23 protein-coding genes are annotated in these 22667 nt (G+C 47.2%); 17 read left to right on the top strand and 6 right to left on the bottom strand.

Annotated features, from left to right (window positions below; genetic code table 11):
- Positions 1 to 91: 91 nt before the first annotated feature.
- The 5 genes from Q1A41_RS07875 to Q1A41_RS07855 form a co-directional block, all read right to left on the bottom strand.
- Positions 92 to 970: a glutamate cyclase domain-containing protein gene (locus Q1A41_RS07875; RefSeq protein ID WP_299976840.1), complete on the bottom strand. Its 879-nt coding sequence runs from the start codon at positions 968 to 970 to the stop codon at positions 92 to 94.
- 2 nt (positions 971 to 972) lie between these two features.
- Positions 973 to 1953 carry a biotin-dependent carboxyltransferase family protein gene (locus tag Q1A41_RS07870; RefSeq protein WP_299976837.1) on the bottom strand — a complete coding sequence of 327 codons (981 nt, stop codon included), beginning with the start codon at positions 1951 to 1953 and terminating at the stop codon, positions 973 to 975.
- A 9-nt stretch (positions 1954 to 1962) separates the two neighbouring features.
- Positions 1963 to 2679 carry a 5-oxoprolinase subunit PxpB gene (pxpB, locus tag Q1A41_RS07865; protein ID WP_299976834.1) on the bottom strand — a complete coding sequence of 239 codons (717 nt, stop codon included), beginning with the start codon at positions 2677 to 2679 and terminating at the stop codon, positions 1963 to 1965.
- Positions 2679 to 3410 carry a 5-oxoprolinase subunit PxpA gene (locus tag Q1A41_RS07860; RefSeq protein WP_299771467.1) on the bottom strand — a complete coding sequence of 244 codons (732 nt, stop codon included), beginning with the start codon at positions 3408 to 3410 and terminating at the stop codon, positions 2679 to 2681. The genes pxpB and Q1A41_RS07860 overlap by 1 nt, the downstream gene beginning before the upstream one ends.
- 69 nt (positions 3411 to 3479) lie before the next feature.
- Positions 3480 to 4298, bottom strand: a complete 819-nt coding sequence (locus tag Q1A41_RS07855; protein ID WP_299976831.1) for a putative hydro-lyase — start codon at positions 4296 to 4298, stop codon at positions 3480 to 3482.
- A 213-nt stretch (positions 4299 to 4511) separates the two neighbouring features.
- Between Q1A41_RS07855 and murJ the strand changes: the two genes are divergently transcribed.
- The 17 genes from murJ (at position 4512) to Q1A41_RS07770 (ending at position 21980) form a co-directional block, all read left to right on the top strand.
- Positions 4512 to 6107 carry a murein biosynthesis integral membrane protein MurJ gene (murJ, locus tag Q1A41_RS07850; protein ID WP_299976827.1) on the top strand — a complete coding sequence of 532 codons (1596 nt, stop codon included), beginning with the start codon at positions 4512 to 4514 and terminating at the stop codon, positions 6105 to 6107.
- 68 nt (positions 6108 to 6175) lie between these two features.
- Positions 6176 to 6877, top strand: coding sequence for a GGDEF domain-containing protein (locus Q1A41_RS07845; RefSeq protein ID WP_299976824.1), 702 nt, complete (start codon positions 6176 to 6178; stop codon positions 6875 to 6877).
- A gap of 110 nt (positions 6878 to 6987) precedes the next feature.
- Positions 6988 to 7842 carry a 3-hydroxybutyryl-CoA dehydrogenase gene (locus tag Q1A41_RS07840; protein WP_299771475.1) on the top strand — a complete coding sequence of 285 codons (855 nt, stop codon included), beginning with the start codon at positions 6988 to 6990 and terminating at the stop codon, positions 7840 to 7842.
- A 31-nt stretch (positions 7843 to 7873) separates the two neighbouring features.
- Positions 7874 to 8428 carry a DUF1415 domain-containing protein gene (locus Q1A41_RS07835; protein WP_299976821.1) on the top strand — a complete coding sequence of 185 codons (555 nt, stop codon included), beginning with the start codon at positions 7874 to 7876 and terminating at the stop codon, positions 8426 to 8428.
- Entirely contained in the window at positions 8428 to 8748 is a 321-nt protein-coding gene (locus tag Q1A41_RS07830; RefSeq protein WP_299976818.1) for a DUF3301 domain-containing protein, read from the top strand. The genes Q1A41_RS07835 and Q1A41_RS07830 overlap by 1 nt, the downstream gene beginning before the upstream one ends.
- A 127-nt stretch (positions 8749 to 8875) precedes the next feature.
- Complete coding sequence (ribF, locus tag Q1A41_RS07825) at positions 8876 to 9823, top strand: bifunctional riboflavin kinase/FAD synthetase (protein WP_299976815.1); 948 nt, start codon at positions 8876 to 8878, stop codon at positions 9821 to 9823.
- A gap of 38 nt (positions 9824 to 9861) precedes the next feature.
- Positions 9862 to 12666, top strand: a complete 2805-nt coding sequence (gene ileS / locus Q1A41_RS07820) for an isoleucine--tRNA ligase (protein WP_299976812.1) — start codon at positions 9862 to 9864, stop codon at positions 12664 to 12666.
- A 25-nt stretch (positions 12667 to 12691) separates the two neighbouring features.
- Positions 12692 to 13192 carry a signal peptidase II gene (gene lspA, locus Q1A41_RS07815; protein ID WP_299977823.1) on the top strand — a complete coding sequence of 167 codons (501 nt, stop codon included), beginning with the start codon at positions 12692 to 12694 and terminating at the stop codon, positions 13190 to 13192.
- Between the two features lie 96 nt (positions 13193 to 13288).
- Positions 13289 to 13747, top strand: a complete 459-nt coding sequence (locus tag Q1A41_RS07810; RefSeq protein ID WP_299977820.1) for a peptidylprolyl isomerase — start codon at positions 13289 to 13291, stop codon at positions 13745 to 13747.
- Positions 13748 to 13749: 2 nt separating this feature from the next.
- On the top strand, positions 13750 to 14682 hold the full coding sequence (ispH, locus tag Q1A41_RS07805; RefSeq protein ID WP_299977817.1) for a 4-hydroxy-3-methylbut-2-enyl diphosphate reductase: 933 nt from the start codon (positions 13750 to 13752) through the stop codon (positions 14680 to 14682).
- 190 nt (positions 14683 to 14872) lie between these two features.
- On the top strand, positions 14873 to 15448 hold the full coding sequence (locus tag Q1A41_RS07800) for a GspH/FimT family pseudopilin (RefSeq protein ID WP_299976809.1): 576 nt from the start codon (positions 14873 to 14875) through the stop codon (positions 15446 to 15448).
- Positions 15439 to 15948, top strand: a complete 510-nt coding sequence (gene pilV, locus Q1A41_RS07795) for a type IV pilus modification protein PilV (protein WP_299976806.1) — start codon at positions 15439 to 15441, stop codon at positions 15946 to 15948. Before Q1A41_RS07800 ends, pilV begins: the two co-directional genes overlap by 10 nt.
- On the top strand, positions 15945 to 17033 hold the full coding sequence (locus Q1A41_RS07790; protein ID WP_299976803.1) for a PilW family protein: 1089 nt from the start codon (positions 15945 to 15947) through the stop codon (positions 17031 to 17033). The genes pilV and Q1A41_RS07790 overlap by 4 nt, the downstream gene beginning before the upstream one ends.
- Positions 17030 to 17647 (top strand): pilus assembly protein, encoded by a 618-nt coding sequence (locus Q1A41_RS07785; RefSeq protein ID WP_299976800.1) that lies wholly within the window; start codon positions 17030 to 17032, stop codon positions 17645 to 17647. The genes Q1A41_RS07790 and Q1A41_RS07785 overlap by 4 nt, the downstream gene beginning before the upstream one ends.
- Before the next feature lie 31 nt (positions 17648 to 17678).
- On the top strand, positions 17679 to 21125 hold the full coding sequence (locus Q1A41_RS07780; protein WP_299976797.1) for a PilC/PilY family type IV pilus protein: 3447 nt from the start codon (positions 17679 to 17681) through the stop codon (positions 21123 to 21125).
- A gap of 12 nt (positions 21126 to 21137) precedes the next feature.
- Positions 21138 to 21455, top strand: coding sequence for a hypothetical protein (locus Q1A41_RS07775; RefSeq protein WP_299976794.1), 318 nt, complete (start codon positions 21138 to 21140; stop codon positions 21453 to 21455).
- A gap of 36 nt (positions 21456 to 21491) precedes the next feature.
- Positions 21492 to 21980 (top strand): type IV pilin protein, encoded by a 489-nt coding sequence (locus Q1A41_RS07770; RefSeq protein ID WP_299976791.1) that lies wholly within the window; start codon positions 21492 to 21494, stop codon positions 21978 to 21980.
- Between the two features lie 47 nt (positions 21981 to 22027).
- Here the strand turns inward: Q1A41_RS07770 and Q1A41_RS07765 are convergent, their stop codons facing one another.
- Positions 22028 to 22588: a GspH/FimT family pseudopilin gene (locus Q1A41_RS07765; RefSeq protein ID WP_299976788.1), complete on the bottom strand. Its 561-nt coding sequence runs from the start codon at positions 22586 to 22588 to the stop codon at positions 22028 to 22030.
- Between the last annotated feature and the right edge of the window lie 79 nt (positions 22589 to 22667).

Raw genomic sequence — 22667 nt, 5'->3', positions numbered from 1 at the left:
ACACGGCTTTTTCGACTTTGGGGCAGGCCTTATTATTCCGAGCTATCTCAGCTGTAAATAATAAGGCTCAGTGCTAAAAAAGCCCCAATGGTTAGGCAAAGCCGCAATGTTTTCTTAAAGCATAGAGCAGCTTAGTGCCTTCTGCTGAATCTAAGCTGTCTTCAGTGAGGGTGTTTTCGCGGGTAACACCATCTACACTGCCGCGTTCGCTCAAATACTGCAGTACGGCCAGGTTATCAAAGCTGGCCAGAAGATCTTCCTGGCGCAAATAGCCCAGTAGTGCCACTAGAGCATGGCCGCCCCAGTTGGAAACGTCTGCTACAATAAGCTCATCGCAGCTGGTGGCCGCTGGCACAATATTCAGCTTGCTTAAGGCATCTTGCACCTTCCCCATGCCAATTTCATTGCCGCCGTCACCAATAGCTAAAGTGGTGCATTGGCAGGCTTGCATGATTTCATCGAAGCAGGCACTGCGCGGGCTGATGGACTCGCCACGCATATTGTAATAACCACCGTCAGCGGCCTTACCTGGGCGTTCGATAGAAATTACTAGGCCGGGTTTATATTGCTCAAGAATAGCTTGCGCCTCTTGGTGCTGTTGCTGTTCGCAATCTTCGCCAACAGCCAGTTCAATAACTCGAAAATCTTCAACGATTGCTCCAGACAATGGCGCGCCGCAGCAGATGTAAGGAGTGCCGCCACAAGCTTCGATGGCTCGATATAAAGAAATGGCGCCTGGTGGTCCATCGGTCTCAAAGGTATCTACAACCGGAAAGCCTGTACCGATAAAAACCACTTCTTTATTGCTTACCGCCGTCAACATGGCCTTGGCGGCTCGCATGCAGTAGCCCGCAGCTAAATGTGGTTGAATTTGTGCCATTCCACGTAAGTTTTGGGCCACCAATAAATTTTCAATGGTTTGGCTCAGTTGTAATTCGCTGTCGCTAAGGGAAATATTTTCTAATGTCATAATTATAGTGCTTCTAAAACAAGCTGATCGAGTTGGCGCTTGGTTAGTAATAATTCTTGGTGGGCATCATTAATGTCCATTGCTGTAAATTTAATACGGCCACCTGCGCTTAGCTGTGCAAGTTTGGCTAGGTCAGGGCCAAACACTGCTCCAATCTTGGGGTATCCACCAATAGTTTGACGGTCATTCATCAAGACAATTGGTTGGCCGTCAGCTGGGACCTGAATCGCCCCCAAGCAAATACCTTCCGATAGGATACCTTCGATATCGGCATTAACTTTGGGGCCCTCTAAACGGTAACCCATGCGGTCACAAAGATCGCTAACGGTATATTCGCTGCTGAAAAATATGGCTTGTTTTACCGGGCTGAAGTGATCTTGCTGGTAGCCTAGGATCACTCGCAGTTCTACAAGATCAGGGTAGTTGCTATTAAAGTTACTATTACAGTTGCTATTAAAGTTACTTTGCTGTTCCTCGCTGAATCTTAGTAGCTCTAAATCGCGGTGATTCGAGCAGGGCAGCAAATCCGTTTTTTGCAATGGGCCGCCTTGCAGACCACCGATACCTTCGCGGCTCACAGTGGCTTGGCTGCCAAATTGTTTAGCAATATCAAAACCGCCGGCGACTGCTAGGTAGGCTCGACAGCCGCTGTTTTTTTCGCTGGCAAAACCAATATTAATTTTATCCCCTGCTTTAATGGCGTGGCTTTGCCATTGGGTCTTGTTTTGGCCGTTAATTTTTAAACCGAGCTTGGCGCCAGTTAGGGCAATAACACTATCGACAGATGACTCCAGTGTTAAGCCGCCAATGCTAATCTCAATGGCACAAGCGTTATCGTTGTTGTGGCACAATCGGTTGGCGACAGTAAACGCGAAACTGTCTAATGGGCCACCGGTAGTCAGGCCGATCTGCTGTTGTCCAAAGCGGCCAGCGTCTTGCAGTAAGCTTAAAATGCCGGGGGCAATTACCGTTAATCCTTGCATAGTGGCACCTTAAGATTGCACTTCAAATTCAGGCAGCTCGCCGCCCAAATCAAAAAATTCTTCCCGACTGATTGGGCGAAAGCGAATACGATCACCGACCGCGACAGGCATATGGGGTTCATTGTTAGCATCGAACATGGGGGTGGGGCACAAGCCAATTAAATTCCAGCCGCCTGGTGAAACGGCGGGATAAACGGCCGTTTGACGATCGGCGATCGCAACGGCTCCTTTGGGGACTTTTTTACGTGGCGTCGCTAAACGTGGCGCCGCAATCTTTTGATCGACTTGGCCAAGGTAAGCAAAGCCCGGGGCAAAACCAATGGCGTAAACGCGATACTCAGCTTCGCTGTGCAGAGCGATAACTTCTTCAGGGCTTAAACCAGCGTTACTTGCCAGCAAATTTAAATCGGGCCCTGATTCCTCGCTGTAGTAACTGGGTAATTCAACTAGGCGACTCTCGCTTTCTTGTTGGCTTGTTGAGCTATCTAACGTCTCGCGAATCTTTTTTCGTAACCATAAATGGTCACACAGCAAGGGATTAAAGTTAATCAGTAGTGAGGCGTAAGAGGGAACGAGGTCGACAATCTCTTGCCCTTGAAAACTTTGCAGCCCCTGAGCCAGACGTTGCACTTCAGCTGAAATTTCTGGCTGAGTATCTGCGCCTAAGTAGACAATCAATGCATCCGCGCCCGCAATTTCTATGTGCGGATAAAGTGTTGCGGCCATTAGGATATTGCCTCGCGAATAGAGGCGATGGCGGCAACACCTTCGGCATTATCGCCATGAACGCACAGGGTGTCGGCCTGCAATTCCAAAATATGTCCGCTAACGGTGGTGACGGTGCCTTGCTTGGCCAATTGAATAACTTGCGCCAACATTTTTTCTTTGTCGTGCACCGCGCCAGCTTTGCTGCGGGCGAGAAGTTTGCCATCGTCGTCGTAACAGCGATCGGCAAAGGCTTCGAATAAACACTCAATGCCTATCTTTTGCGCTTCGTCTTGGTGGCTTTGCCATTGCGGTGTGGCTTGCAGCATTAATTTAACTGGGCGATGGTGTTCAGCAATGGCTTCCATAATAGCAATGCGATTTTCTGTCTTTGCCATCATGTCGTTATACATAGCGCCATGCGGCTTTAGGTATTCCACCGTTAAACCTTTGCTCGCAGCCATGCCTTCTAGGGCACTTAGTTGGTAGCTGATCATCGCTTTTAATTCGCTCATGCTGATATTCATGCTGCGACGACCGAAGCCAACAAGGTCTGGGTAGGCTGGATGAGCGCCAACACTCACACTGTGAGTTTTGGCCAGCTCGAGTGTATGCTGCATAATCAAAGGATCACCAGCATGAAAGCCGCAGGCGATATTGGCTTGATCGATGTGGGGCATAACGGCGGCATCCATTCCCATAGTCCAGTTGCCGAAGCTTTCCCCTAAATCACAGTTCAATAACAGGCTCATGGTTTCCTCTTTAATTTTTTTGCTATTCGGTATTGGCAATCTTGTTCGCGCTTACATACTGGTTTGAGATTACAAAATAGCAAGGCGGCTATTAGGTAAATCGCTCACTACCATGCAGCCAGGGCTATGGGTGATGCAAAACGGTGGCTTGGCTTGTTCCAGTGCAACTTGTGGGGTCACGCCGCAAGCCCAAAATACGGGTACTTCATCTTCGGCGATAGTTACTGCATCACCGTAGTCGGGGGTGTTGATATCCTTGATGCCTATTAAGCTTGGATCTCCAAAATGCACGGGGGCACCATGTACGCTTGGGAAGCGGCTGCAAATTTGAATGGCACGAATAGCATCGGCCGCTTTAAAGGGGCGCATACTTACAACCATATCGCCGCTGAATCGGCCGGCGGGTTTGCAGGCGATGTTAGTGCGATACATGGGGACATTTTTGGCCTCGCTGATATTGCGAACCTCCAAGCCATCGGCCAGTAGGGCTTCTTCAAAAGAGAATGAACAGCCTAATAGAAAGGTGACCAGGTCGTCTCGCCAGTACTCTTTAATATCGTGAACTTCTTCAGTGAATTGGCCATCTTTGAAAATGCGATAGCTTGGTACGTCACTGCGTATATCAAAACCTTCAGCTATCTCCGGCATATCGATTTGACCGGGCTGGCTGCTCATGGCGACCACTGGGCATGGTTTGGGGTTAAGTTGGCAAAACTGCAAGAATTCATTGGCCCAGTCTGCCGGTAATATGGCCACATTACATTGCACAAAGCCTGTGCACAGCCCCGAAGTATTCGCTTTATGGCGGCCTTCACGGATTGCTTGGCGCAGCTCGGCGGGGCTGATGTTAGCAAGTTGTTCGGCGGTTAGTTGAGATGAAAGGCTCATGGCTGATTTCCTTCAAATTAATACTAAGCTGGGCAGTTTCGCCAGTTGGCTTCGCAAAGTCCAATGCAGGCTCTTTGCTAGGGGTGATAAAAATATTTTATCACCCCTTTGGCCGGCTGTGTGCTTGCCGCTAATCTGTGCGACAATGCCGCTTTTTACTGGGCCTATCTTTGTGATGAAGGAGCGAGGGCCCCGCTTGGGGGAAGCATTCCATTGACTGAGGCAGAGCAGCAGCCTAAGGCCAGTCCTGGCTTATTAAAATCCAGCTTGGTGGTGAGTGCGTTCACCTTTCTCTCTCGTATTCTTGGTTTGATTCGTGATGTCGTTCTAGCCCGTTTTCTCGGGGCGGATGCCAATGCGGATGCCTTTATTGTCGCCTTTAAAATCCCCAATTTTATGCGGCGCCTATTTGCCGAAGGTGCCTTTGCACAGGCTTTTGTTCCGGTGTTGTCGGAATATCGTGAAAAGGGCTCCCAGGCTGCCGTCAGGCAGTTACTCAATGCGGTGGCGGGTTGCTTGGGTTCAAGCTTGCTGTTGTTAACGGCATTGGTGGTGAGTGCGGCTCCTGTTGTGACCATGTTGTTTGCGCCAGGTTTTTATATGGAAGGTGGTGAGCGCTACGAGTTAGCCAGCGATATGATTCGTATCACCTTCCCGTATTTATTGCTTATTTCTCTGACTGGCTTCGCCGGCGCTATTCTCAATAGCTACGATCGCTTTGCGGTGCCTGCCGCCACGCCAGTGCTGCTCAATATCTGCTTAATTAGCGCTGCGATTTGGGCCAGTCCATATTTTGAAAAGCCGGTGATGGCATTGGCTTGGGGGGTGATGGCCGCCGGTGTTGTTCAGTTATTGTTTCAGCTGCCGTTTTTATACCAATTGCGTTTATTACCTTATCCAAAAGCGAATTGGAAAGACCCAGGCGTTCGGCGTATCTTAAAATTAATGGCTCCGGCTATCTTTGGGGTATCGGTTAGCCAGATTAATTTGTTGCTAGATACCGTTTTGGCCTCCCTGCTGCCACTGGGCAGTGTAACTTGGTTGTACTTTTCAGATCGCCTGGCCGAGCTGCCACTAGGTGTGTTTGGTATCGCAGTGGCTACGGTGATTCTACCGAGCCTTTCACGCCAGCATTCAGCGGATAAGCCTCAACAATTCAGTGCCACCATGGATTGGGCATTGCGTCTAGTATTGTTGATCGCGGTGCCAGCCGCATTGGCCCTGATGCTGCTGGCAGAACCCATTCTGACCACGCTGTTTCAATACGGTAAATATGGCGTAGAAGATATTCAGATGGCGGCCTGGAGCTTGCGGGCATATTCCTTCGGTTTGGTAGCCTTTATGCTGATTAAAATATTGGCACCTGGTTACTTCTCTAGGCAGGACACAAAAACACCCGTCAAATACGGCATTATCGCGATGGTTGCCAATATGGTACTCAATATTGCCTTTGTTTGGCCGCTCTATACCTATATGAATCTGGGGCATGTGGGTTTGGCCTTGGCAACATCTTGCTCGGCCTTCCTAAATGCTGGCTTGCTTTTTGTCGGCTTGCGACGGCAACAGGTGTTTCAGGCTGAGCCTGGTTGGTGGGCTTTGGCGCTGCGTATGCTATTCGCTAATGTGGTGATGGCCATGGTCTTGCTTTATTTAAGTAGCCTATGGCAAGACTGGTATCAATGGGATTGGTGGCAACGCAGCTATACTATGTTGGCCTTGGTGGTAGCTGGCCTCTTTAGCTATGCCTTTAGCCTCATGATTTCAGGTATCCGGCCCCATCACATTCGCCAAAAGCGCTATGACAGTTAGCCTTGATTTATTGTGAAAGCCAGCTAATTTCGTGCCAATGAGCTATAGATGTACTATCTTAATTGACTATGAGTGAAGAGATTTCCAACAGCGATTACCAGTTTTCTAGCTATGAGGGTATTGAGTGCCCCGCTGGCGAAAGCTGTCCTTGGCCTGCAGAGGTGCGCAAGCTTGAAGAGCAGTTACTGACTGACCCGCTAACCGGTATCGCTAACTATCGCCATTTCAGCTCTGCCCTTGAGCAAGAAATGGAGCGTACTCGCCGCAGTGGAGCGTCCACCTCTTTGATCATGGTGGATATCGATTACTTTAAAAAGATTAACGATAACTACGGCCATGAAGCCGGCAATATGGCTTTGCAGGCCTTGGCGAATTGCATGTTGGCTAGCTTTCGTAAGCTCGATGTTGTGTGTCGTTATGGTGGCGAAGAGTTCGCTATCATATTGCCGGCCACAGAGGCCTTGGTGGCGGTTCAGGTCGCTGAGCGCCTGCGTAAAAATATCGAAGCTATGGATGTCGAAATCTGTAATCAAAAAGGTGAAACCTTAGAGATTAAAATGACGGCTAGTTTGGGTATTGGCATATACCCTCGCCATAGCACTGTCAGTGCAAAAGAGCTCATTCAAGAGACTGATGACTTTTTGTACAAGGCAAAGAAAAGCGGCCGCAATAAGGTTTGCTACGGTATTCATAAAGTTGAAGCTGAGGCTGAGGTCTCGGCGGCGGAAAAAGATGCTTTAAACAGTATTTTTGGCGGCGATGACGAGTAGTTCTTAACCTTTCCTTCCAGATTTAACTCAAGTTCCCCTTTCCAAACCCTTGCTGGGGCTCTATCCTAGCGCGGTTTTCTAATAGCAATAGCATAGCGTTTGGAGTAACGATGACTCAGATTAAAGTTGTGGGCGTATTGGGCTCAGGTCAAATGGGTGGCGGTATTGCCCAGGTTGCAGCAGCCACAGGTTTGGATGTAAAGCTGGCCGATATTGATTTAGCCACCGCGCAGAATGGTAAAGCTGCCATTGAGAAGCGTTTGATGGGCCAGGTTGCCAGAGGTAAGTTGGTTGAAGCTGAAGCGCAAGCAGTGTTGACTGGTATTGAGCCCGTGAATGGCCTTGCCGATTTGGCCGACTGTGACTTGGTTATCGAGGCGGCCAGTGAAAACCTTGATCTTAAGCTAAAGCTGTTTGCCGAATTGGATAAGGTTTGTAAGCCTTCTGCTATTTTGGCTTCTAATACCAGCTCCATCAGTATTACTTTAATGGCGGGTGCTATTTCTCGTCCTGAGAAGTTTATTGGCCTGCACTTCTTTAATCCTGTGCCTGTGATGAAGCTGGTAGAGGTCATTAAAGGTTTGGCGACCAGCGAAGAAACCTACCTAGCAGTTAAAGCTTTCGCCGAGCAAATGGGCAAAGAGGTCGTTAGCTGTGAAGATAAAGCCGGCTTTGCGGTAAACCGTTTATTGGTACCGTTCCTAAACGAGGCCATCTTTGCTCTAGAGGAAGGTGTTGCCAGCCGTGATGATATTGATCGTGGCGCTCGTCTTGGTCTGAACCACCCAATGGGGCCACTGACCTTGGCTGATTTTGTGGGTTTAGATACCTGCTTGGCCATTATGGAAGTGCTGCATAAAGAGTTGGGTGAAGATAAATACCGCCCGGCACCACTATTGCGAAAATATGTCGCTGCAGGTTGGCTAGGTAAGAAGTCTGGTCGCGGCTTCTACGAATACAGCTAAGTTGTTTTAGCGAGCGGGGGCGAGGTTTATATTGAGCGCTGAAATAAAGGCACAAGATATTATTGCCCAGGTTCAAGCCTGGGTGAAAAGCGTTGTAGTGGGGGAGAACTTTTGTCCCTACGCAGCCCCTGTGCTTGATCATGTGCATTATCAACTGCTGGCCTCAGACCCTCATGAGCAGCTGCAAGACTTTGTTGACAGCTGTTTTCAGCTGCAGGCGGAACCCGCCATTGAAACTGCACTGCTGATTGTACCGGCAGGGCTAGAAGATTTTGATGATTATCTTGACCGTTTGGAATTGCTGCAGGCCTTGTTAGAAGCACAAGGTTTTCTTGGTGAATTTCAGTTGGCGAGTTTTCATCCTGATTATTGCTTTGATGGTATTTCAGCAGATGAGGCTGAAAATTATACCAATCGCAGCCCTTGGCCGATTTTTCACTTGCTGCGTGAGAGTAGCTTAAGCGAAGCGCTAGAGCGGGTGAGCTCACCTGAAAAGATTCCCGAGCGAAATCGACGTCATGCCGAGCGCTTGGGGGTGGTCCATTTAAGAGCGGCCCTGCAGCGTAGTAAGGAGGCAAAAGCCTAATGTTGTATACCTTGTCTCAATGGTGGCCCTTAATACCAGTAGCGATCTTTGCTTGGTATTGGCTAACGGCTGTGAAAGTAAAAGAGCTGGCATTTCAGGCCGCCGCTAGACGTTGCAATATGGAAAATGTGCAACTGCTAGACGATAGTATTGCCCTCAAGGGTATTGAGTTTCAGCGTGCAGGCAATGGTAATATGGGGCTGCGCCGAGAATTTGCCTTCGAGTTTACCTCTACCGGCAATCATCGCTATCAAGGCTGGGTGATCATGCAGGGTTCTCGCAATGTCTCCGTTGAGCTACCTCCCCACCGTTTACAGTAAGCACTCAGCCCTACCAGCCCTAAATAAGGGCAATTTATTCCGGTAATTCCCCCTTCTGCTGTAGGCCAGTACAGGGCTTTTCGGTATACTCGACCTTTTGTGTTTTAAAAGGGCTTAGCAGTCGACCATGCAGCAGGGCGCACAAGAGTTTATTCGCGGTATCGCCAATTTGCGGGCTCATCATCGAGGCAGTGTGGTGACGATTGGCTCCTTTGATGGGGTGCATCTGGGCCATAAAACCATCGTTCGCCAGGTGCGCGATCAGGCCCAGCGCCTGCGTTTGGCCTCGGTAGTGATGACTTTCGAGCCTCAGCCCCATGAATACTTTGCCGGTGAAAAAGCCCCTGCAAGACTAATGCGGGTGCGAGACAAGGCTAAGGCCTTGTTTGAGGCGGGTGTTGATCGCGTTTTTTGCGTCACCTTTAACCGTCGATTCAGCTCCTTATCAGCGGAGGAGTTTGTAAAGCAAATTCTGGTTGATGGTTTGGGGGTGAAGTACCTGGTAATAGGTGATGACTTCCGCTTTGGTTGTGATCGCAGTGGTGACTATCAGTTCCTGTTGGATGCGGGTAAGCGCTATGGCTTTGAGGTGACGGACACCCAAACCTTGATGCTGGACGGTGAACGCATCAGCAGTACCCGTATTCGAGCGGCGCTAGAAGCAAGCGATTTTCGCTTGGCCGAACGTTTATTGGGGCGCCCCTATAAAATTGAAGGCAAGGTTATCCGTGGCCAGCAGTTGGCTCGCCAATGGGATATGCCAACAGCCAATGTGCAACTTCATCGCTATCGCTCACCGCTTAATGGGGTGTTTGCTGTTGAAGTAAGCCTAGCTGATGGACAACTATTGCAAGGCGTTGCCAATGTGGGCGTTAGGCCAACCATTGGTGGAGAAAACACGCCAATTCTCGAAGTGCATTTATTTGACTTCGAGGGCGATATCTACGAGCAAGAAATTGCAGTGGAGTTTAAACATAAACTGCGCGACGAGCAGAAATTTGATTCTCTCGACGAGCTTAAGCAACAGATCTACCGGGATAAGGACGAAGCGCAAGCTTGGTTTGCTGCCCGTTAAAATGCGCACTACTGCGCCCGTATTATTAAGTGACGACAATGAGTGATTACAAAGCCACATTAAATTTGCCAAAAACTGGCTTTGCCATGAAGGCGAACCTGGCTCAGCGCGAGCCGGGCATGTTGAAAAAATGGCAAGATGACAATCTGTATCAGCAGATTCGCGATGCCCGCCAAGGCGCAGAGCAATTCATTTTACACGATGGCCCTCCATACGCTAACGGTGATATTCACCTTGGCCATTCACTTAATAAGATTTTAAAAGATATTATTATCAAGTCGAAAACCTTGAGCGGTTTCGATGCGCCCTATATTCCAGGTTGGGATTGTCATGGCCTACCTATCGAGAATCAGGTAGAAAAGAAAAACGGCAAGGCCGGCGTTAAATTAGATTTCAAAAGCTTTCGCCAGAAGTGTCGCGATTATGCGGCACGCCAGGTAGAGGGCCAAAAGAAAGAATTTATTCGCCTAGGTGTTTTTGGTGAGTGGGAAAATCCTTACCTCACTATGAACTATCAGTTTGAAGCCGATATTATTCGTGCACTTGGCAAAATTGCTGAGAACGGTCACTTGCACCGTGGTTTTAAGCCTGTGTATTGGAGTGTGGTTGGCGGCTCGGCATTGGCTGAAGCTGAAGTGGAATATCAAAACAAAACCTCATTCTCGATTGATGTTAAATATCCGGTAAAAGACGGCTCGAAACTGGCCGAAGCCATGCCAGCGCTCGCGGGTGTAGAGAATGTGTTTGTGGTGATTTGGACGACAACGCCTTGGACCTTGCCGTCGAGTCAGGCTGTCTCTATGCACGCCGAACTGGACTATGTTGCCGTTAAGGCGGGCGAGCAGGTTTTGCTAATGGCCGAAGCTCTGCATGAATCTGTTATGGCTCGCGCGGGCATAGAAAACTTTGAAGTGATTGCGCGCTGTAAAGGTGAAGCCTTAGAGAAGTTGGCTTTATCGCACCCGTTTTACGATCGCGAAATTCCAGTGATTCTGGGTGATCATGTTACCACTGATGCAGGTACAGGTTGTGTACATACCGCTCCTGACCACGGTGTCGATGACTTTAATGTTGGACAGCGTTATGGCTTGGGTACTTTAAATTATTTGAATGATAGCGGTATTTACCGCGATATTGTCGAAGTTTTTGCCGGTCAACATGTTTATAAAGTTGACCCTGCAGTCGTTGAACTGTTGAAAGAAAAAGACGTATTGCTGTGCGAAGAAAAGATCGAGCATAGCTATCCGCATTGCTGGCGCACCAAAACGCCATTGATCTTCCGTGCGACCCCGCAGTGGTTTATTAGCATGAGCCAAAAGGGCTTGCGCGATGATGTTAAAAAAGCCGTCGAAGATGTTGAGTGGATTCCTGGTTGGGGCCGCGCACGTATCGACAGCATGTTGGATTCCAGCCCTGATTGGTGTATCTCCCGTCAGCGTACTTGGGGTGTGCCAATCGCCTTGTTTGTTGATAAAGACAGTCAAGAATTACACCCAGATACCCCGCGCTTAATTGAAGAGGTCGCTAAGCGTGTTGAGCAAGATGGTATGGAAGCGTGGTTCGAATTAGATGCGGCTGAGTTATTGGGTGGTGATGCAGATAAATACAAAAAGGTTACTGATACCTTAGATGTATGGTTCGATTCTGGTGTGACTCATCACGCCGTTCTGCAACGTAGAGATAATTTGCGCTACCCGGCCGATTTATATTTAGAGGGTTCGGATCAGCATCGTGGCTGGTTCCAATCGTCTTTGAAAACGGCAATGGCCATTAATGGCGCCGCACCCTATAAGCAGGTATTAACCCACGGTTTTACCGTTGATACCAATGGTCACAAAATGTCTAAATCTTTAGGCAATGTGATTCCACCTAAAGAAATTATTGCAGATTTGGGCGCTGATGTACTTCGCCTATGGGTTGCTGCAACCGACTTTAGTGGCGATATGACGGTATCCAAGGAGATCTTTAAGCGTACTGCAGATTCCTACCGTCGTATTCGTAATACCGCTCGCTTTCTGTTATCGAACTTGAATGGTTTTGATCCAGCGAGTGACCAACTTGCTATCGAAGATATGCTGTCCCTAGATCGTTGGGCGGTTGAGCGTACCGCGGAACTGCAAAAAGAAATTATTGCGGCCTACGATGCTTATAGCTTCCACCAAATTTATCAAAAGCTGCATAATTTCTGTGTGGTGGATTTGGGTGGTTTCTATTTAGATATCATTAAAGATCGCCAGTACACCTGTAAAGAAGACAGTGTTGCTCGTCGCTCGGCGCAGACAGCTTTGTATCATATTATCGAAGCAATGACGCGTTGGTTGGCGCCCATCACCAGTTTTACCGCAGATGAGTTGTGGCAGCATATTCCTGGTGAGCGTCAAGGTTCTATCTTTGTGCAGCAGTGGTACGCCTTACCAGAAGCGGCCACGGAATCTGCCATGGGGCATAAGTTCTGGCAACAAGTTGCCGCAGTAAAAACTGAGGTCAATAAGACCTTAGAGGCGAAACGTGCTGAGGCTGTTGTTGGTGGTTCCTTGCAGGCTGAGGTGGTGTTGTATTGTGATGATGTGCTGCAAGCTTCTTTGTCTAGCTTGGCAAATGAATTGCGTTTTGTACTAATTACGTCAGCGGCTGAAGTAAAGTCATTGGCCGATGCGCCTGCTGAAGCCGTGGAAACCGAACTTGAAGGCTTAAAGCTTCTGGTTAATAAATCGGCCCATGAAAAATGTGAGCGCTGCTGGCATTTCCGTGAAGATGTTGGGCAGATTGCCGAGCATGAAACAATATGCGGTCGCTGTGTCGAAAATGTTGCCGGTGAAGGGGAAGTGCGTGAATTCGCCTAAACCTACGAGCGAAGCTGCCGGTCTTTTGGCCGGCCCTTGGTATTGGAAAAAAGCCTTGCTTTGGTATGCCTTGGCCGCTTTTGTTATTGCCTTTGATTTACTCACTAAAGCTTGGGCTCTGGCCAGTTTTCAATATGCGCAGCCGGTTGAGGTGACACCGTTTTTCGATTGGTTGCTGTTGTATAACTATGGCGCCGCCTTCAGCTTTTTAAGCGAAGAGGGGGGATGGCAGCGTTGGTTTTTTTCGGCAATTGCTGTAAGTGTTAGCTGCATGCTGGTAGTTTGGTTGGCGCGTATTCGTCCAGAGCAACGATGGGAGCCACTTGCCTTGGCGCTCATTCTTGGTGGGGCTTTGGGTAACCTCTATGATCGACTGACCTTAGGTTATGTGGTCGATTTTATTTCTTTGCATTATCAGCAGCATCGCTGGCCTTCCTTTAATATTGCTGATAGTGCGATATGTGCTGGCGCCATAATGCTGTTGATCGACCTTTGGCGTAGCAAAGACAGTGAAGTGAACGAATAAGGTTTAAAAGTTCGACTTAAAAAAGGTTCAAAGTTGCATCAGTATATTTTTTGGTGCAGCTTGATGGTAAGAAAGTGATTAGCTTTTATGACGGATATGACAGAATTGGCCATTGGCCCAGGAACTCAAGTAACTTTGCACTTTGCCATTAAAATGGCAGATGGTACGTTAGTCGATTCAACGTTTGATGGTTCGCCGGCGACCTTCAGTGTGGGGGATGGCAATTTACTGCCGGGCTTCGAGCAGGTTTTAATGGGCTTGAGTGCGGGTGATGAAAAAGAGTTTCCTATATCGCCGGAGCAAGGCTTTGGTCAGCGCAATCCAAATAATATTCAAGAAATACCCAAAAACTCATTCACAGATGATATTGAGCTGGAAGAAGGTTTGATGGTGTCTTTTGCGGATGCACAACAAGCCGAGTTGCCAGGTGTGGTTGCAGAGGTAAATGATGATGTGGTGAAGGTTGATTTTAACCACCCTCTAGCCGGTCGCGACCTTATCTTTGAGGTGCGCATCATCGCTGTGGCGGTTTGTGATGGAGTGCAAAAGCACTAATGATCAATATTAACCTAGCGAACCCACGTGGCTTTTGTGCCGGTGTAGATCGGGCCATCGATATTGTTAATCGGGCCTTGGATATACACGGTGCGCCCATCTATGTACGTCATGAGGTGGTGCATAATAAGTTTGTGGTGGATAGCTTGCGCGACCGCGGCGCGGTATTTGTTGATGAGCTGCACGAAGTGCCGGATGACGTCATTGTTATTTTTAGTGCTCATGGCGTATCCAAAGCCGTACAGGAAGAAGCCAAGCGACGCCGTCTGAAAGTTTTTGACGCAACTTGTCCTCTAGTGACCAAGGTGCATATTGAGGTTTTAAAATACAGTCGCGAAGGAAGTGAGTGCATACTTATAGGTCATAATGGCCACCCTGAAGTTGAAGGTACCATGGGGCAGTTTGATGGTGGCTTTGGTGGCAGCATCTATTTGGTGGAAGACGAGGCTGATGTTGCTACGCTCACCGTTCGTGATCCCTCTAAATTGGCCTATGTTACGCAGACGACCTTATCCATGGACGATACGGCCAAGGTGATTGATGCCCTGCGTGAGCGTTTTCCCGAGATCCGTGGCCCGCGTAAAAACGATATCTGCTATGCGACCCAAAACCGTCAAGATGCCATCAAGCAGCTGGCCCTAGAAAACGATCTTGTTTTGGTGGTGGGCTCTCCAAACAGCTCTAACTCTAATCGCCTGCGTGAGCTGGCAGAGCGCTGTGGTGCTAAGGCTCATTTAATCGATACCGCACGGGATATAGACGAAACCTGGTTGTCGTCCATATCATCAATCGGCATAAGTGCCGGCGCCTCGGCTCCAGAGGTACTTGTACAGGATGTGATCAAGCGTTTGCAGCTTCTAGGTGCTAAGCCGCCAGCGGAGATGAGCGGTCAAGAAGAGAATGTGAGCTTCTCTTTGCCGAAAGAGCTACGCTAATTATCATCCTGCTAAGAGTGTGCTAAGTTGCTGAAAACTGGCACATTCTCCCTTGCTGAGCTATGCTCAGAACCTCTCCAAAATCGACAGGATGCGGTCAGTTGTCTCAACATCTAGCATTTTATCGCCACATCTCACCGCCGATCTCCCTTAAGATTCTTTGCTTGGGTCACTCTGGTATACATAAGATATGAAAAAGTTCCCTGAAAATGGATTTACCTTAATCGAGCTCCTATTTGTGGTCGCTATTGTGGCTGTAATTATGTCGGTTGCTGTGCCTGGCCTCACCTCTATGAGTGAGCGTGGTCAAATGCGAGCGAATCTCGATAAGTTTAAAACTGCCTTGCAAATGGCCCGCTCTGAAGCGGTAACTCGCCGCGCCTCGGTGGTTATGTGTGCTAAGAAGACGAATTCGTTTGCTTGCCGTAGTGGCAATCAGGCCAAGAATCGCTTTGATGAAGATTGGATCATGTTTCTTGATCGTAACAATAACAATGCCTATAACCCGGGAACTGGTGACTGTGAAGATACTGAAGACTGTCTGTTATCAACACAGCGTTTTGGTAGCGGGCAGCTAACCATGGCTTCTTCCGACAAGTATATTGCATTCAACGCCGATGGCACGCCAGGTGAAGCTGCGGGATATACAATGACTGTTTGTGCCGGCAACGCCGAGGCAACAAACGATGAGCATCGCTCTGTAACTATCACTATTTTGCCAACAGGAGCCTTTTCGATGCGTAAAGGAGCAGACTCATGTGGATAAAATCACCACTTCATAATCGTCAATCTGGAGCGACCATGATTGAGGTGATGGTAGCGCTGTTTCTTTTGGCAGTTGGCTTGCTGGGCACTTTGGCATTGCAAAACTCTAGTCAGCGCAGTAATCAGAGTGCGATGTTTTCTTCTGTTGCGATTGTGTTAGCAAGGGATATGGCTAACCGAATCAATGCGAACAATAATGCTTTTTCAGCGGATGATGACAATCTTTACGATAGTGTGGACACCGATGATATATCTGGAGCAGCGACTGTATGTACCGTAGGCTGTGATCAGGCGGCCATTAAAACAATGGATACAGGTCAGTGGGCCGAAGAGGTTAAAAGCAAGCTGCCGGCTGGACGAGGGACTGTAGATATTAATGATGATGGCGTTCATGAAGTTATTGTGATGTGGGACGATCAATTGACAGGGGCATCTCAAATTGGCTGTGGTGGCAACCCTGATACGGATTTAACTTGTGTGAAGTTGGAGTTTAGATTGTGAGTCCTTTTATATCTTTAAAGCGCCAACGGGGTGTTGGACTGATTGAATTAATGGTGTCTGTCACCATTGGTTTGTTGATTATGGCTGGTGTCGTTCAGCTTTATTTGACTTCGGTAGAAAGTCAAAGAAGTCAAGAAGGCCTTTCGCGTATTCAAGAGAACCTGCGCTTCACTAGTAATCGCCTAAATGATGAAGGATCAAGCTCAGGCTTTTTGGGTTGTTTACCTCGTTTAGATGATGAGACTCGTGTAATTAATTTATTGACCGAAGATATTGGCTTGGATGCTGATGGTACTCCACAAGCTGCCAATTTCGCCTCCTCAATTAGTGGTAGGGATGGCAGTGGTATAAATGGCACTGACGAAGTTTTTTTCCGTTTTGCCCTGCCGCGGTCGATTCCCCTAGCTGAAGATTTTAACCCTCAATCAGACGATGAGCTGACCTTAGATACTAGTCCACATTTTAAGTTTGCTTATGATGCTATTAATAAATGGGATGTTGCGGTACTCACCAATTGTAATTACGCCGTAGTATTTATGGTGACTAACAATCCGAATGATAATGGGGTCGTACGGTTAAAGGTTGGGCCTAAAGCTCCAAATAGTCACCCAAATGCAGGACAAAAGAATACCACCACGAATATAGACTATCCGCTTACTGGCCTAAAAAATACAGATAATAAGGGGCAGATTAGGGCTCGTTTGTTTTTGGCCGGCATGGGCGGGTATAGCTACGAAGTTAAGCTGAGTGAATCCGCTAAGGAAACTAATAATCAAGGGGGGTCAGCTCAGTGTGATGCTGATCACCCGCAATATTGTGGGTTGTTTAGGAACGGGCAAGAAATTATAGATGGTGTTGTGGACTTTCAGGTCGAGTACGGCTGGAGAGAAGGTAATTTGGTAAACTTCGGTAATGCTAGCACCGTTGCCGCATCGGATCGTTGGAATCGAGTTGATCGTGTCAGGATGGACTTAACATTGAGCGCTATTGAGCTTACAGGTACGAATGACAATTCTAGTACTAAGCGAATCCAACGAGAAATGTCTCAGGTTATCATGCTCAAGAACCCGGTGGTGGAGTTATGATGACGTTTCAGAAGCAGTATCGCAGGTGGAGGACTGAGCTTCCGATCAAACAGAAGGGTGTAACCCTTATAGTTGCACTGGTTGTACTCTTGGTCATGTCGGTAGTGGCAATTGCATCAATGTCAGGAAGTACATTGCAAGCTAGGATGGCTTCAAATGAAAAGCAAATGCAAATAGCGCTCCATGCTGCTGAAGCTGGTTCCAGAGCGGCCTTGCTATTTATGCGGGCAAATGACTCAAACCCCTATGTACAGTTTAAGGATGTGAGTCTGGGCTTATACTCCAATACAGCTAATGGTGAGCAGGGATCTTTTGATGCGGTTTCAATCGATGATAATTTTTCTGATTACCATGACCCTAATTCTTGGGTTGATGAAAATAGCATTGAAGTTACTACGCCTGATCTTAAGTTGCCCTCTACAGCAAAAAATCCTCGCTATATAATAGAGTTTTTAGGTGAACAAAAACTTGGTCGGGATGTGGAGGAGTTGAATAAATCCAGCGCTAAACCCAAGCCAGTTTATCACTTCAGGATAATATCAATCGGCTGGGCGCAGGATCCCCAAGTCTACACGATAGTACAAACTACCTACAAAACAGCCGAATCATTTTGACGGCTCGGTCACTAAGAATGGTAATGCATTAATGGAAATTTTATTTAAAAAAGCTACGGTGATCACAGCAGCAATAATGCTGTTACAGGGTGTGGCTCAGGCTGCGCCAGGGCCTATTGCTTCTCAGCCGCTATTTGTAGGTAAAACGCCACAGTCGAATATTATGTTCTTGGTTGATGACTCCGGTAGTATGGATTGGGAGTACCTGATAACCAATTACCCTGCTTATTATGAAGATACCGCAAGGTATCGTTGTACAGCTATCAATGCGATGTGGTACAACGCCAGTTTGTATCGAGAAAAGGCTGCTGATCCTGCCAATGATACTTTGGAAAAGCGTTTGGCTTACACTCCATGGCGAGGTGTAGATGCAAACGGAAATGAATATACCAATAGGACTTTAAATACGGCATCAGATAACCCCTATGCCTCACCAACCTCTTATAGAGATATCAATAATTGGTATTTCTTTGAATGGAATGATGCCATTGTTGCAGATGGTAAGGGTAATGGTCGCTATGACGATGGTGAGTGTGATACTAGCGCACGTGTTTATGCCAAAAACCTGCCTGCGGAGCAGCAAATCGATTTTGCAAACTGGTATACCTATTACCGCAAGCGCGAGTATGTAGCTAAGCGCGCCTTATCTCAAATTATTTTGGACAGTAACGCCCGAGTGGGTTTGGCGACCTTGCATAATAATCAAGGTGTTGGTGTGCCAATTAAAGATATTGACGATCTAAGTACGCCCATTAATTATGGCAGTCGTACAAACAAAAATGACTTGCTGAAGCGTTTGTTTAAGATTGATTCTAGTGGCGGCACGCCTCTGCGTAGAAGCTTAGAGCGGGTCGGTAAGTATTTTCATCAAAGTGAATCGACACCGAGTCAATTGTTTGGTGGCCTAACGCCATCATCTCCAATCTTATCATCCGCCGAAAACGGTGCCTGTCAGCAAAACTTTGCAGTAGTGATGAGTGATGGTTATTGGAATGGTAGCAACCCAAATGTTGGCAATGCCGATAATGATGGAAACTCTGATTACGACGGTGATAAATACGGCGACAGCTATTCCAATACTCTTGCTGATGTAGCCATGCATTATTATGAGGGCGACTTAGCTCCTGGCTTGCCCGATTTGGTTGGCCCAAAGCTTGATCCTAGCGCGCCAGTACCTGATCCGCTATTAAATCGTGCCCAACATTTAGTTAGTTATACCGTAGCATTTGGTGTTAACGGTAGTTTGAGTGAGCCCCCAGCAAATGGAAACTGGCCTGAGCCGGTAAGGAACCAGGCTAGCACGGTAGACGATATGTTGCATGCAGCTTATAACTCACGTGGCGAATTCTTAAGCGCCAAAAATCCGCAGGAATTAATTCAGCGCCTATCTGATGCTATTAACTCCATTAAAAGCAAGGTGGGATCCTCCTCTGGCTTGGCGCTTAATAGTTCTTCAATTAGCTCAGATTCGGCAGTCTTCAAAGCGGTATTCTCACCAGAAAAATCATGGTCGGGCGATCTTATTAGGCAAAAAATTACGACAGTTTCTGTTGGTGGTGTTGAACAAATTCGCTTGCAAGATGAGTGGTCGGCTGCAGAGAAGCTTAAAGCGCGAGATCCAGCTGATCGGCAAATTTTGACATTTAATGGCAGCCGTGGCGTTCCATTCAGGTTTCCTAATAACTATGTCAATCCAGATGCTGATACCGAGATCTCGACAGGGCAAGTGGCTGATCTTTTATTTGATGCGCCACACGAGTCTGCTGCTAACCAAAGTCAGATTAATGATAATAAAACCTACGGAGAGCGTTTGCTAAACTATCTTCGTGGTGAACATACATATGAACGAGGTGTAGCAAATACTGCAACTATTACCAGTAATTTTAATAAAGTATTTCGCGATAGGGTTGGAGAGAGATTGGGCGATATTGCGCACTCAAGTCCTATTTATGTAGCTCGGCCAAGTGAGAATTATCCTGATAAAATTGAAGGTGAAGATGCATCTAAATCCTATGTCGCTTTTGCAAAATCAAAAGCAAATAGACGTGAAATGGTGTACGTCGGAGCTAATGACGGGATGCTTCACGGCTTTGATGCCGATACTGGTGAAGAGCGTTTTGCTTATGTGCCGTCAATAATATTTAATGAAAATGCAGCTTTTGGCTTACATTATCTTTCCTCTACAAATTATTCCCATATCCCTTTTGTAGATGGCGCTATTACAGTTCGTGATGTTTACGTGGACGGAGCTTGGAAATCTTACCTGGTCGGAGCCTTGCGTGGTGGTGGTCGTGGTATTTATGTATTGGATGTTACTAATCCTGATCAAGTTACGGAAACAAATGCCGCATCCAAAGTAGTAAAAGAATTTACCCATAATGACTTGGGTTTTACCTTCAGTGACCCAGTTGTTGTAAGGATGAATGATGGTCGTTGGGCTGCGGTTATGGGTAATGGCTACAATCCTGGCCCTAATAGTGACGGCCATGCAAAGCTATTTATTGTATATCTTGATGATAAAACTCCGTCGTATCGAATCATTGAGACTAAAAACTCAGGTGACGCCGATCTTATTCGATCGGCTAACTGTGAAGATGTAAATAGTGATTGTAATGGAATGTCGACACCACTGGTGTTGGATTTAGATGGAGACTCGATTGCGGACCGCGCGTACGCTGGTGATTTGCACGGGAATTTGTGGACTTTTGATATAAGCGATGAAGATGGTGATGATTGGGACGTTGCACACATGCAAGGGGGTAAAAATCAACCGCTATTTACAGCGTGCTCTCAGGCACCGTGTGAACAAAATGGCAAGGTAGCAAACAGGCAGCCAATCACGAGTATGCCTCGAGTTAAATCTCACCGCTTCCGTTTGGCTGCAGACTACAAGCCCAGCTTATTAATTTATTTTGGGACAGGTCAGTTCATATCCAATGGAGATCAAGCCGACACATCCACACAGTCTGCTTATGGAGTTTGGGATCGAGGTATTGGTGGCTTAACTCGCGGTAATCTTCAAGGCCAAACGGTTGTAAATCAAGCTGATAGTAGGACACTGAGTAATAATGCAGTGGATTACGATGATTTGGCAGCGGAAGCTGGCTGGCGAATAGACCTACCTAATGATCGAGAGCGAATAATTAATTCATTTGTAGTTGGTTCTTCTGTGGTAGTTTTTGGCAGTATTATTCCAGATGCTGCAACTTGCGAAGGCAGTCCTAGTGGTTATTTAATGGCGGTAGATGCCTTTACTGGAGGTCAGCCACCGTTCCAGGTATTTGATAGGGCTAGTATTGGATCAGTGCCAATTTCTGGAATTAAGCTCGACGGTATGCCTGGTGAGATATCGACTTTAGAGGGTAGTGAGGGCACAACTAAGGTTTTGATTCCAACCCAGGATGGTGAACTTATTACACTAGACTTATTAGGCTCAGGTAGCCGGGCGAGACAAACCTCTTGGACAACCTTAAAGTAATAGGGGCTCAACATGAAAAAAATGATTGTATTAGGGTTGTTGTTTGGATTATTTACAGGTCCTGTCACGGCTCAGCAATATGATGAAAATGGTGCGGTTAAGCTGTTAGGGCTATTAAGAGGTACTATCCATTATGTACATCATGAAAAGCAGCAGCTTGTGATTGATGATCGAAACTTTGTCATGCCTCTTAACTTTAAAGTCTTGGCGGCTAGCGGCGCCAAGGCTAATCGGTTTGCCTTGAGAACTGGTCAAGCCGTTGAGTACTTTGTGCGCTATGATGATAAGACTCAAATTTTTTACGTTGATAGCGTACAGCTGCTTAATTAGTTTGCTGTTTAAGATATTTAGTTTACAGGAGTGTACATGAAGCCTACATCAAAGGTGCTTGGTGGCTTTACGTTGATAGAGCTGATGATTGTAATTGCAATTGTTGGCATCATAGCCTCTGTCGCCATACCTTACTTCGGTGAGGCCGCTAAGCGTGGACAACGTATAGAAGCCAAAGACCTGTTATTAAAAGCTGCTTCCAAACAGGAACAGTTCTTTGCGCAGTATGTCTCATATACCAATAAAGTTAGTGGTAGTAGTGGTTGTAGTGATGTTGATTGTGGGATCGGTCTCGCTGATGATCTCAGTGAAAATGAGCATTATAAACTAACTATTGCCGTAGGCCCTGGTGGTTGCGAGGCGGGTTCTGAAACTGCGCCGCTTTGCCGAACCTACACTTTGACCGCTTCGCCAACCGGTAGCTTTACCGATCCAGATTGCGGCCCGTTAACTTATACAAGTGGTGGAGTTCGCGGCTTAAAGAACTCAAATAACCAAGATAAGATCAATAAGTGCTGGCGTTAAAGCCTAGCTGTTTCTAAATAAGGGCTATGAGGGTAATCTCATAGCCCTTATTTTTTGCAAAACTTTTTATGGTGCTCGTGCTTGAATGCTATTCTGGGGCGGCCTGCTCGATTTATTCGAATTTGTCTGTGATTGATTTCTGGGTCTATTGGAGGGCAGTAGGCAAAGGTGCCATTGTGATAATTAGTGCTGCCGTCAGGTCGATATTGAATATAATATTTGGGGTTGCGAAATGCTCTCCATTCGATGTGGGCTCCGCTTTGTAACCCTGATCGAACATAAATAATTTCTTCGTTTTTAGTTCGTTTTCCACTTTTGTCCAAGTCCACAAAAATCATCAGCTGGTCGTCCCATCGCTTGCTACAGGTTTGTGCATTGCTAGTTGGACATAAGCTTACAATCTTTCTTTTATGTACGGCGGCTGCTCGAGTTGCTTGCAGGGCGCTGATAAGTTGTCGCACGCTATGCTCTGCGTTGTTCTTGTGATAAAAGCTGCGCATGTTTGGCAGTGCCAGCGCGCTAATGATGGCTAGGGTGGCGATGCCAAGCATCGTATCAATCAGACTGAATCCTTGTAGGTTTTTACATTCAATAGATAATCTACCCATATTGCACCTCTCGCTAAAGGCTGACGATAAGCTTCTGCAAAGCATAGCGAGTGGTGTTAGATAAGCACTAGGGCAAGGG

It is taken from the genome of uncultured Pseudoteredinibacter sp. (genome assembly GCF_947502065.1).
Classification (GTDB): Bacteria; Pseudomonadota; Gammaproteobacteria; order Pseudomonadales; family Cellvibrionaceae; genus Pseudoteredinibacter.
This window is presented reverse-complemented; position numbering and strand designations above follow the sequence as displayed.